The 8,568-nt window shown below is 41.6% G+C and carries 3 protein-coding genes; all 3 read right to left on the bottom strand.

What is annotated here, in order from left to right:
* Window positions 1–273: 273 nt before the first annotated feature.
* The 3 genes from ABFQ95_06220 to ABFQ95_06210 all read right to left on the bottom strand — a co-directional run bounded on the left by ABFQ95_06220 (window position 274) and on the right by ABFQ95_06210 (window position 8,312).
* Complete coding sequence (locus tag ABFQ95_06220; GenBank protein MEN8237119.1) at window positions 274–672, bottom strand: hypothetical protein; 399 nt, start codon at window positions 670–672, stop codon at window positions 274–276.
* On the bottom strand, window positions 669–7,604 hold the full coding sequence (locus ABFQ95_06215) for an ankyrin repeat domain-containing protein (GenBank protein ID MEN8237118.1): 6,936 nt from the start codon (window positions 7,602–7,604) through the stop codon (window positions 669–671). The genes ABFQ95_06220 and ABFQ95_06215 overlap by 4 nt, the downstream gene beginning before the upstream one ends.
* Window positions 7,605–7,700: 96 nt before the next feature.
* Window positions 7,701–8,312, bottom strand: coding sequence for a hypothetical protein (locus ABFQ95_06210; GenBank protein MEN8237117.1), 612 nt, complete (start codon window positions 8,310–8,312; stop codon window positions 7,701–7,703).
* Between the last annotated feature and the right edge of the window lie 256 nt (window positions 8,313–8,568).

Raw genomic sequence — 8,568 nt, 5'->3', positions numbered from 1 at the left:
CCCATTTTCATTCTCCTGAATTGTTACGGTTATACAACAAACCCAGGGGCTGAAAAACTCACTTATTCAACTGTCCAGTTTTTGGGGTGCAGCGCAGAACCCCGTTCACGATCTCCGCCGAAGGTGTTCACGTTCTCCGCAATACGCACATCAATAAAGCGATTCAAGCCATTCTACTCCTTTTGGCGGTTTCCTGGCTACAACCCCTATTACAGCTTGTCTCACACTGGGCCTATCCGCAATACGCAAGGCCAGACCATGTTGCAGTTTGTTTCACACTGGACCCAATTCCAACTCCCGAATCCAAGTGATTCCATATAAATCAGACTTACTAATATCATTGCCCCTAACATTAAGGGTGCTAAGAGAGGTCAGCAAGGCTAAATAGGTAGCGCTGTTATATGAAAGATTGTTGTCCCTAATATTAAGTGAAGTTAGATAGGAAAGCGCAGCTAGATGTCTAACACCACTCTCTTCAAGATTATTGTATCTAACATCAAGTGATGTGAGATTGGAAAGTGCAGCCAAATGAGCAGCGCCATCAGCTGTAAGATAACTGCTCCCAACATCAAGCGAAATCAAACTGGTTATAGAGGTTATATGGCCAATACCATTGTCTGTAAGTCTATTCCTACTAGCATCTAGAGAAGTGAGCCCCGTAAGCCTTGTCATATAGGCGGCACCATCAGCTGTAAGCTTGTGTTGCCCCCAATTTTAAGGGAAGTTAGGCTGGAGAGTGCGGTTAGGTGGCCGGCACCATCAGCTGTAAGGTTGTTGTCGCTAACACTTAAATCAGTGAGCCCAGTCAGAGACGTTAAATGACCAAGGCCACCAGCTGTAAGATTATTTAGCTCAATACTAAGAGACGCTAAACTGGAAAGTGCTGTCAGAGGAACAGCTCCAATAGCTGTAAGCTTATTATACCCAACATCAAGGGATCTCAGACAAGAAAATACGGTTAGGTGACCAGCTCCAGTAGCTGTAAGATTATTCTCCCTAATATTAAGGAAGGTGAGCCCCGTAAGAGTTGTCAGATGGGCAGTACCATCAGCTGTAAGTTTATTGCGCCCAATACTGAGGGATGTAAGATTAGAAAGTGCGGTTAGATGACTAGCTCCAGTAGCTGTAAGATTATTGCCTCTAATATCAAGCGATATCAGACTGGAAAGTGCGGTTAGATGACTAGCTCCAGTAGCTGTAAGATTATTGCCTCTAATATCAAGCGATATCAGACTGGAAAGTGCGGTTAGATGACCAGCTCCAACAGCTGTAAGATTATTGTATCCAACATTAAGTGAGGTGAGAAAGGCAAAATTGCTCATATATCCTGCGCCTTCATCTTGGATTTTTTTGCCTTTTAAATCCAAAGTTTGCAAACTTGGAAATTCATGGCCCATACATTCAGGAAAATACTCCAACCGAATCATTGTATTAGGCAGAAATTTTTTATCCATTGCCAATTTTATCTCGTCAGTAAGACTCAAATTATTTGATCTCAAATCTAAGCTTTTTAAATTAGTTAATTTAAAAATTAAAGATATATGAAACATATTGACGTTTTTTTTCATTAAATCAAGAGATGTTAATTCAAAAAGATTTATACATTCCGGAAAAAACTCCCACTTAACTACCGTCTTAGGCAAAAACTCTTTGTCCATTGCCAATTTTATCTCGTCAGTAAGACTCAAATTATTTGATCTCAAATCTAAGCTTTTTAAATTAGTTAATTTAAAAATTAAAGATATATGAAACATATTGACGTTTTTTTTCATTAAATCAAGAGATGTTAATTCAAAAAGATTTATACATTCCGGAAAAAACTCCCACTTAACTACCGTCTTAGGCAAAAACTCTTTGTCCATTGCCAATTTTATCTCGTCAGTAAGACTCAAATTATTTGATCTCAAATCTAAGCTTTTTAAATTAGTTAATTTAAAAATTAAAGATATATGAGACATATTGATATTTTTCTCCCTTAAATCAAGATTTTGCAAATTAAAAATTTCATTTCTCATACATGCTGGGAAATATTCCCACTGAATTACTGTCTTAGGTAGAAAATTTTTGTCCATTGCCAATTTTATCTCGTCAGTAATATTTAAACCATTTGACCTCAAATCTAAATTTTTTAAATTGGTTAGCTTAAAAATTAAAGGTATATGAGACATCTTGATATTTTTCTCGCTTAAATCAAGATTTTGCAAATTAAAAATTTCATTTCTCATACATGCTGGGAAATATTCCCACTGAATTACTGTCTTAGGTAGAAAATTTTTGTCCATTGCCAATTTTATCTCGTAAGTAATATTTAAATCATTTGACCTCAAATCTAAATTTTTTAAATTGGTTAGCTTAAAAATTAAAGGTATATGAGACATCTTGATATTTTTCTCGCTTAAATCAAGATTTTGTAAATTAAAAATTTCATTTCCCATACATGCTGGAAAATACTCCCACTGAATCACCGTCTCAGGCAGAAATTTTTTGTCTGTAGCTAACTCTAGCTCATCGGTAATACTGAGCTTGTTTGCACGCAAATCTACAAATTGAAGAAAGCTGTAGCTCTTTAAAAGCTTTTTAATCTCCTGCAAACCCAGTGCATTATTTCGTAGACTGATAGCGCGAATCCGTGGACGGCTTTCTATATAGTTGAACATATCCTCCAAAGTTGTTTGCTTGTCAAACGTCTTGCTGAAATCCATTAACGTGTAATTGGGCCACTGTTGCCTTTGCTCACGCCCGCTGATTAAAGCACAATCACCGAGCTTTAATTTTCCCAATTCTGAACTCACCTCAATGACTCCATCTAATACAGCATCGGTGATGCTCTGGCACTCGTTTAGGTTGAGGTATCGCAGTCGTGGAGCTGAAATATCTAATCTGACAAGTCTTGAACATCCTTGTAAATTTAACACCAACAGGTGCTTGAAAGGCAAATAAGCACCTCGCTTTTCCTGACCGATTGTTTTCAAATTCGTGATATCGGCTAAGCTTATCTCTTCTAATGCTAAAGCCATGTTGCCAAGGTGGACAATGCTGGCGTTGGAAATTCTTGTACATCCCCTTAAATCAAGCTTGCGTAAATATTCAACTCTTAATTGCCGGATTAAGTGACGGTCCCTTAAACTTAAGCAATTTTTTAAGGTGAGTTCACGCAGTTTTTTCCCTTGCAAGATGGTTAAAATAGCTTCCTGTTGTGAAGGCGTAACTTCATTAAAGTCAAGATTTTGCAAGAATTTAGCCCGGCTGGACTCAAGTGTTAGGTCTTTTAAAATATCAAAATTACCTGTTTGGAGGGCCAATTGTTGAAGATTTTTTTTGCTTAGTTCCTCTTCAATTTGTTGTAGTTCTTTCAGAGCTTGTACCGGTCCATAACCTTGTCCTTCTCGCATTAAGGTGAACGTATCTTGCTTGAGGGGAATGTGCATCGATTGCAGCACCTGGGCGCTGGTGGTAAGCGTGGTGTAACTACCATGCTTGTTGGGTTGGTAAAACGGAACATCCACCTGTTTGAAACGTTCGATTACCAGAATATCTTGTGCAAGGGCCGGCTTGTAGCGTTTGGCCAGTCTTGGCTCAAGTTTGCTGAGAAGTTCAAGGTGCGTGCAGTTTTCATTGTGGAAGAGAATATCTTTTAGCTGCATAAATTTTTCATAAAGATGAGCGATGGCCCCCGGTTGAAATGGTACACCAATGAAACACTCTTGTTTTTGTAGATAGTGGATTTGCTCCTGTTGTGTGAAGATAGTTGTATAGTTGTTATTGATCTTTTTAAGCTCGCGTAGCCAGCAGTGCAGTAGAGATTGGGGAGTCGTATTTAGAATTTTCTGGCGCACGTCAGGATGCACAGGCTCCCACATCTGATTTAGACAATACAAGATGGTTTTTACCTGGGCCACAGCTTTACCAGAGGCTTTTTCTTTAACCACAGCTGGAACAAAGGCGTGGTCATTGTCAATACCCCAAATACGGTAGATGCTTGGATATTGCGGATGCGGTTCGACAATATAATTGTCCGGTTTGCCGTCTTCTGGATTGGTCAGCATTGCCAGTAGTAGCATCCCAGAGATGCTTGCAGCATCAAGCTGGTTTAGTTGTTTGGGATTGGTTTTAATAACTTCTAGCAGGGTTTTACCTGTAATACCTTGAGATAGCAGAATTGGAATATTATTCAAGCGAATCAATTCGGTATGCGGGGCGCCAAAGCCAAGCAACTCTCGAGTTAGCCAACCCACGGCTTCTTCAATGCCAGGAAGTTCTGGATAAACTTTAAAATACAAGCAATGCTCTTTGATGTTGTTGTCTTGTCCTGCATGCAGAACTGCGTTAGCAACAATGTGATTGCCTTGCCGGCTATAGATGCGAAACTTTCCGGTTACCTCAAACAACTGTTGTAGGATAATCTCTGGGATTTTCCGATAAGAAAAACTGCTGGTTAATACGGTTGTCTCAGCCCCGTCTTGACCAACCTGTTGGGTGAGAGAATGTGCTAATTGTTGTTTCTTTTGTTGCTGGTTGGTCTTTTTGGAAAATTTTCTCGGTTTGCCTTTGCGAATTTTCAGTGTTTTTTTTGTTTTTTTGCTACTGGTAGGAGAGGTTGATGTTTGCTGCCTTTGCTGCTGAGTGGGCGGCAGCATATGCTGCAAACATACCCGCCAATCCACAGCTGGGTTTTGCCGCATCAGTTGTACAAATGCGTGGCGTAGCGATTTGGCTGCGCTGAGAACTTGCTGGGTGTAGAACTTCAAAGCTAATGAGGCACTGACTTTATGGATTCCAAGGTCGATCAAATTAATTACTGTTTGCTGCTGCCCCGCAAACATTGCCACATCTAAAACAGTTTGCCGGCTTCGATCAAAGTGATCTTTATCCACGCCCAATTGTATTAACAGCTGTAAGATATGTTTGCTGGCGCCGCACTGGGAGGCAATGTGTAAGGCATTTTGTCCTGCTGCATTTGTAGCACTAACATCGAGTTTGAGATCTTGTAGTAAGAAGTTCAGGATGGCTGCAATACGCTCTTGATTGTTTTTTGGATTATTCTGCTGCCTAGACAGCGTTCCTGTTTCAGCAATCACATCAAGCAGTAATTGATCCGCATACCAACTGGGGTGAATTGGGCGCACATTCCCTGTTGCTGCCCCCAGTTGTTGTCGTTGGTGTGAATGCGTCAGTTGCGAAATCCGCAACAAACCGGCAAAATGATGGCGCACCACATCTAATAAAGGCAAAAGACGTGCTGATGTTAAAGATATCAGAGATGATGTAGGCACAGGTTGTTGCCGGGGCGAGGATATCTGCGAGAGTTGAGAGTTTGCTTTTTTATAAACTTGTAAATCCAAATCACTGAGCAAATCATGCACGGCATCATCAATACGTTGAGTGCGGTGTTTGATAACATCAGAGCTGGTGGTGATTTCTGATAACACCTGCCTTAAGGTTTGTCCTGTTTGCAGCTCTGGGTGATTTAGGGGTTTATCTAATTGATCCTGGAGCACGTATTCGATGTAAAGATCTTCATAGGTGCAATGACAGATGTGCTGGAAGGTGCTAAAGGCGGGATTGTCCTCTGTCGCATAACGTTGCAGCATGGCTTGGTAATAACGACCAGCAATAGGAGATACTGCCAACAACAGGTCCCAATGGGTGGCTTTGGGATTGTTGACTAAGACTACTTGGACCGCTTGATAATTTTTATGCAGTTGGGATAGCATTCCTGGGGCCAGTTTAACCGGTAATTGTAATTCTTCTGCATATTGATATTGACTCATATGCGAGTGTTGGCGGTGAGTGAATCTATTGGCTTGGGTATCCCTTTGGGTTTGATCATAGCCTGTATGCAATAACCGCTGATATTCTTGTTCCTGCACTTTAATTTGCCCCAGCCAACTGAGTAATAATTGCTCAGAAGTTAAGCTCAACAGGCGATTACGCACTGAATCGGCGACCACACTGTGCATTAAGGGCAAACAGTACAGAATGTTACGAGTTTCCACCACATGCTTGTGAGTTTTATGAGAGCCAGTGACTTTACCGTTTGCATCTTTGTCATAAACGGTCACTCGAACTTGCACGATATCTGGGCCCAAGGCCATATCGTTGTCAATGCCGACAATGGCATAGGGTTTTTCTGCGGTGCGCACCATAAAGTTGCCCGGAGTACCATCAGAAAAGTTCAACAGGGCGCCAAAGACAACATGCTCACTGTAGCTATCAGGGTCTAGATCTTGATAGCGGTATTTTTTCTTCTTGGCTTTAGGCAGTTGATGCACAGCTTCAATAAATTTGTTTAACGGCATGCCTTCAACATGGTGTGCGGCTTGAATCAGGTGCGAGGCATGACTTTCGGTAAACTCTGATTTAAACTCTGGATGCATCGCAAAGAAATCCTGCCAGCTTTGTAGGGGTAATTGTATGACTTCTCCACTGTCACTCATACTTTCCTGGATTTGGCAGGCCTGGCCGTAGGCACTTCTTGCTGGAGAGTCATAAGGGGGCACAGTAATATCAACTTCATTAAGGGTGATTAAAGAAGTCGCCGCCATACCTCTGCCAAATAAAGCTTTGGAAAACCAATACATTGCTGCTTCCATACCCACATCCAAACCAACGCTAGTTGTGTTGCCTTTAAAATGTACCCCGCCATTAGGGCCTTGCTTGAAGGTCACTGCGTGCGATCCTTGGACATTGGTTTTAATCAGACGATTGTGCCTGTCTTTTGAGAGAAACCCTAAGGCCATGTCCTGATTCATCCGATACGAATGTGGCGGCAACAGGGCGGTAGAAATATCTAAGCTGTTTGACCTGGGAGTTCTCTGAAATTGATCTTGTTGTAGATCATCTAGCAATCCTTCACCGCTCATGATCACTTTGGGTCTAATGAACGCCGCCCGATCACAGCTGGGATCACACAATCTATCTTGAAAAACTTGGTAATGCTCAATGATCGGCTGCAAGATAGCGCGCAGCTGCGGGTACAGCCCTGCATAATTTTCTTTGGGCTGTTTTAAAGCTCGTTGTAGCTCAATTATCAATTCTTGCAGAGCTGCAAAAGCCTTGTGTTTGCTTTTTAAAACAGTTGCCGAGAGGAATGCTTTTCTTGCCTTGGGAGCCAGCAATTGCTGGGCAATTAACTCTTCTGGCTGTACTAGTTTTTGCTGTAACTCGGCTAGGTTCTGCCGTACGGGTTCATCTAACTCTGATCTGTGCTTAAATTGACCAAGACTGCGATATACTTGGTCAACGCAGTTGGGTTTAACTCCTGTGACTTCAACAATCAACGGAAAGTAGTTACGCTTTTCATGATCCCAGGTGGATGAATCATAACGAGAAGCAAGTGTATCACGAGAGAGTGTGCGTTTTGCAGACCGTGCTGGAGGTGTTTTGAGGGTAGATTGCTTCTTTGAAGCAGTACCAGCTGTTTTGCGTTTTTTACCTTTGTGACTTCTGGGAGATGGTCGATTGCGTTTTGAAAAAATCTCAGCAGAATCAGTACTTCTACTGTCAGAAGCCAGCAATGATGTTGAAAGCGGTACCAGCTCAGCCCAGAGATAAACCACTAAGGTGAGATAAGTACTTATTTTTTTGTAATAGGAAGTGTGCATTGGATTTGTTCCTTTTATGTTTTGTTACCCGCGAGTATTTCCCGCTTGTCTGAACTTGCGGCACTGCAAAAGCGTATGAACGCAGAAAACTCTTGCTTAAAAAATCGCACATCTATCATTTTTGTCTTTATCCTTCTTTGCGGATTTGCCATTTTTACCTGCCTCAGTTTGCTTGAGAAATCTCTGTAATCCTGGATGATTTTGATAATCTTCCCCATAAAGCTCTAAAAACTCTTGCAGCATTTGTTGTTGGATAAAATCCTGATGTTGATTGATAAAATCATAATGAATCGCAGTCAACTGGGGGTTGGGTGCTAAAAATGCAAAGTTTTGCTGCTGCTCCAGAATTGCTTGCCCCTGCCGTTGCCAAGCGTTTATATACTCTAAGGTATCATCGATCAGAACTAAGGTGTGATATTGGATATGTTCGTTGCCAGAATCATCGCTGGTTGAATTATCATCCCGTAATTTATGCCGCTGTTGCAGCCATTGGATTACTTGCTCAAACTTTCGATAACCGCGCAGAAACTCTGAGTCAGTAAATCCCAAAGCTCGGGCTAGGGCCTGTTTGTCCGGATGTAACTCTCCAGCTCCAGCACTGACAATACATAAACAAGCCCCGGCTTTTCTTAATTGGCTCATTAGGCGTTTTAGCTGTTGATGGCCCTGTTGTTCTTCAACGCTGTAATAGTGGGTTGCTTCAAGCATGAGATCAGCTGCACCTTGGGCAATAACAGCCTTTCTTATGCTCTTGAAACTGGCTTGCGCCTCACACAAATTCAAATTGAGCTGGTGGCAGACATTTTGAAAGATTGGATGAAACCCTCCATGCAGGGAAAAGTCAGAAAAACTCGACTTTTCTAGATATACTCATGCTGAATGAAAGTGTTTAAAATTTTATCCAATTGTGGTAGTTAAATACCCATGCAAGATTTTTTGCCCCCATCTGAACGTGACGACTTAA

This window comes from Pseudomonadota bacterium (genome assembly GCA_039714795.1).
In the GTDB taxonomy this organism is placed as follows: domain Bacteria; phylum Pseudomonadota; class Alphaproteobacteria; order JAGOMX01; family JAGOMX01; genus JBDLIP01.
Note: the sequence above shows the minus strand (reverse complement) of the source record. Positions and strands in the feature narration are given on the sequence as shown.

Excerpts from the sequence above, each read along its gene's own strand:
- ABFQ95_06220 (MEN8237119.1), bottom strand. The coding sequence starts at position 672 with ATGACAAGGCTTACGGGGCTCACTTCTCTAGATGCTAGTAGGAATAGA.
- ABFQ95_06215 (MEN8237118.1), bottom strand. The coding sequence starts at position 7,604 with ATGCACACTTCCTATTACAAAAAAATAAGTACTTATCTCACCTTAGTG.
- ABFQ95_06210 (MEN8237117.1), bottom strand. The coding sequence starts at position 8,312 with ATGCTTGAAGCAACCCACTATTACAGCGTTGAAGAACAACAGGGCCAT.